We start from the raw sequence: 3,606 nt of genomic DNA on the forward strand, positions 1-3,606 counted from the left end.
GGCCGCCACTACCGGTGGGTGCGAAGCAGAAGGGCCGGCAGTGCGCCGGCCCTTCTTCATTGCACTACCGCAGCGACCGCATCAGAACTTCGCGGTGAACTCCACGCCCCAGGTGCGCGGCTCGTTGAGGAAGCCGGTCAGGTTGTTGAAGTCGATCGCACCGACCACGCGGGTCTGGTTGGTCAGGTTGCGGCCGAACACCGCCACGTCGTACTGGCCATAACCCCAGTTGTAGCCCAGGCGCAGGCCGCCTTCCAGCGAACTACGGCCGCGGAATTCCGGCGACTCGTAGATGAAGAAGTTCACCGCGCTGCGGTAGGCCCAGTCGGTGTAGGCGTACAGCTCGCTGCCATCGCTGAGTGGGAAGCCCACGCGCAGGGTCGCGTTGTGGATCCACTTCGGCGCCTGCGGCAGCGGGTTGCCGTTCACCAGCGCGTAGGTCTGGCCGTTGATCACCGTGGTCGGGTCGGTGATGGTGCAGCCGCCGCCGCAGATCGCCACAGCCAGGTTCTTGTCCTTGATCTCGGTGTCGTTGTAGCTGCTGCCAAAGGTCAGCAGGACGTTGTCGGCCAGGTAGGCCTCCAGGTCCAGCTCGACGCCCTGGCCGATGGTCTTGTCGGCGTTGAGCAGGGTGGCGGTGTTATTGGCACCGCCCACGGCGATCAGCTGCTGGCCATCGACGTCGTAGCGGAACACGCTCAGGCCCAGGCGCGCGCGGCGCTCGAACAGGTCGGCCTTGATGCCGGCCTCGTACGAGATGACCTTCTCCGAATCGGCCTGCGACAGACCCGGCGCAAAGGCCAGGCGGCCCTGGATCGACGGCGCGCGGAAGCCCTTGGCCACGCGGGCGTAGGCGTTGATGTCGTCGGTGAGCTTGTAGACGCCGCTCAGGTCCCAGCTGACGTCGTTGACGTCGGTGTTGGCCAGGTACGGGCCACTGACCGGGGTGCCGAACGGAACCGCCTGCAGCACGCTGGCGCTGAAGTCCTTCTTGTCCTGGGTGTAGCGCACGCCGGCACGCAGCTTGAAGCGGTCGGTGACGTCGAAGTCACCCGAGGCGAACACTGCCCAGGCCTTGTTGCGCTGGTTCTGCACCACGTGGCCGGTCTGCGGATTGCCCGGGGCCAGCGAGTCGTAGTTGAAGTTGTTGATGGTCACGTCTTCATCGAAGTAGAAGACGCCGGCCTGCCAGTCGAAGCGGCCCCACTCGTTGGACTCGACGCGGAATTCCTGCGTCCACTGGCGATGGTGCGGCAGGCCATCAGCCGACTCCGAGGAGAACGGAATCAGGCCCGGGCCGTAGTTGCCGGCACCGAGGAAGGCCGCACCGTAGCCACCGTCGATGTCACCGCGGTTGAGCGATTCGGCGGTCTCGTAGCCGGTAATCGAGTGCAGGGTCACCGAGCCGAGGTTCCACTGCAGGCGCGCGCTGCCCCCCCAGGTCTCCAGGTCGGAGAAGTTGACGCCGTCGTTGGCCACCTTGTCGCGGTCGAAGTTCTCGACCAGCGAATTGCCACCCTTCTGGATGATGTTGGCGCGGAACAGGCGGGCGGTGCCGTTGAGCTTGCGCTTGTGCAGGTTGAACAGCGCTTCGAAGTCATCGCCTTCGTACAGGAACTGCACGCGGCCTGCCGCTTCGTCATAGCCTTCGAAGCCGCTGTTGGGCGCGCCCACACGGGTGTTGTCGACCCAGTCGTCACGACGCTGGTAGATCGCCGAGACGCGCGCCGACCAGCGGTCGGTCAGCGGGCCGCCGTAGGCGCCCTGCACGTTCCAGCTGTTGTAGCTGCCGTAGCCGACGCGGATATAGCCGTCGGCATCCTGCGACGGGCGGGCCGAATCGAACTTGACCACGCCGGCCGGCGTGTTGCGGCCGAACAGGGTGCCCTGCGGGCCACGCAGCACTTCCACGTTGGCCAGGTCGAACAGCGGGAAGCCCTTCAGCAGCGGGCTTTCCTGCACGACGTCGTCGTATACCAGCGACACCGGCTGCGAGGCATTGAGATCGAAATCGGTGTTGCCCAGGCCGCGGATGTAGAAGCGCGGGAAGGCACGACCGTAGGACGACTCGATGTTGAGGCTCGGCACGCGTGCGGCCAGGAAGCGGATGTCATCGCCGGCCGAACCGAGCACATCCAGCTTCTCGCCCTGGATCGCGCTGACTGCAACCGGTACGTCCTTGGCGTTCTCGACACGGCGCTGCGCGGTGACCTGCAGGGTGTCGAGGGCAACCGGATCCTTGGCGGCAGGGGTCTCCTGGGCGGCTGCTACCAACGGCAGCAGGGCGGAAAGAGCGGCAACGAGAGGGCGCGCGACCGGAAGGCGGCCACGGGAAGTGCGGGTCGGGGACATGGCGGTAGGCTGTGTTTGGAGGGGTGGTAAAACGGCGCTACCAGATAATTGTTGCAATACAGCACCTGCCCCGCAAATGCCGGCCGTTCATGGCCCCGTCGCCCTGCCCCCCGGGGCGCTCGCTAGACTCGGGGTTTTCCAGCGCCGCGGAGCCGCCGCAATGACCCAGTGGTACTTCCATGCCTCGGCCCAGGCCGACCGAATCGGACCGCTCGATGACCCGGCCGCGCGCCGCTACGCGCAGGCCAACCCGCGCGCGCTGGCCTGGTGCCAGGGCATGAGCGGATGGACCTCGATTGCCGAAGTGCCCGAACTGCAATCCGCGGCCCTGGGCATGCCCCACACCCCACCCCCGGTCCCCGCCGCCGCCAGCGGCCGCGCCGACGACATCGAATTCCGCATCGTCGGCCATGAAATGCAGTTCGTGGAAATCGAGCTTGATCCCGGCGAGAGCGCCATTGCCGAGGCCGGCGCGCTGATGTTCAAGGACGCCACAGTGCAGATGGATACCGTGTTCGGCGCCGCCAATGGCGACCAGGGCGGCGGCTTCATGGGCAAGGTGATGGCTGCCGGCAAGCGCGTACTGACCGGCGAAAGCCTGTTCGCCACCGTCTACACCCAGAGCGGCCATGGCAAGGGCAAGGTCGCCTTCGCTGCGCCCTACCCCGGCACGGTGCTGGCGATGAAACTGGACCAGCACGGCGGCCGCCTGATCTGCCAGAAGGACAGTTTCCTGGCCGGCGCGCGCGGCGTGCAGATCGGCGTGCAGTTCCAGCGCAAGATCATGACCGGCCTGTTCGGGGGCGAGGGTTTCATCATGCAGAAACTGGAGGGCGACGGCTGGGTGTTCATCCACGCCGGCGGCTGCGTGGTGGAGCGCGAGCTGGCCGCCGGCGAACGCCTGGACGTGGATACCGGCTGCGTGGTGGCCTACCACCCGACGGTGGACATGGACGTGCGTCGGGTGGCCGGCATCAAGAGCATGCTGTTCGGCGGCGAAGGGGTGTTCCTGGCCACGTTGACCGGCCCCGGCAAGGTCTGGCTGCAGTCGCTGCCGTTCTCACGCCTGGCCGGCCGCATGTGGATGGCCGCACCGCAGGGCGGCGGCCAGAGCCGCGGCGAAGGCTCGGTGCTGGGCGGCCTGGGCCGGATGCTGGATGGTGACAACCGGTTCTGACCGCCTCCGGTCGTGCCAGCCGCTGGCCGGCAGCCCCGTGGACCGTTGCCAGTTTCCCTATGGTTGCCGGCCAGCGG

Annotated in this window: 2 protein-coding genes; one reads left to right on the plus strand and one right to left on the minus strand. The window is 67.1% G+C overall.

Annotated features, from left to right (window positions below; genetic code table 11):
* Positions 1-81: 81 nt before the first annotated feature.
* Positions 82-2,352 (minus strand): TonB-dependent receptor domain-containing protein, encoded by a 2,271-nt coding sequence (locus tag ABGA94_RS18860; RefSeq protein ID WP_329916071.1) that lies wholly within the window; start codon positions 2,350-2,352, stop codon positions 82-84.
* 160 nt (positions 2,353-2,512) lie between these two features.
* On the opposite strand from ABGA94_RS18860, the gene ABGA94_RS18865 reads away from it, so the two are divergent.
* On the plus strand, positions 2,513-3,529 hold the full coding sequence (locus tag ABGA94_RS18865; RefSeq protein ID WP_375367921.1) for a TIGR00266 family protein: 1,017 nt from the start codon (positions 2,513-2,515) through the stop codon (positions 3,527-3,529).
* Positions 3,530-3,606 lie beyond the last annotated feature (77 nt).

Source organism: Stenotrophomonas sp. 3diitr2024 (assembly GCF_042136455.1).
In the GTDB taxonomy this organism is placed as follows: domain Bacteria; phylum Pseudomonadota; class Gammaproteobacteria; order Xanthomonadales; family Xanthomonadaceae; genus Stenotrophomonas; species Stenotrophomonas sepilia.

Bases quoted from the DNA above. Each gene is read 5' to 3' on its own strand.
- ABGA94_RS18860 (WP_329916071.1), bottom strand. From the start codon at position 2,352: ATGTCCCCGACCCGCACTTCCCGTGGCCGCCTTCCGGTCGCGCGCCCT.
- ABGA94_RS18865 (WP_375367921.1), top strand. From the start codon at position 2,513: ATGACCCAGTGGTACTTCCATGCCTCGGCCCAGGCCGACCGAATCGGA.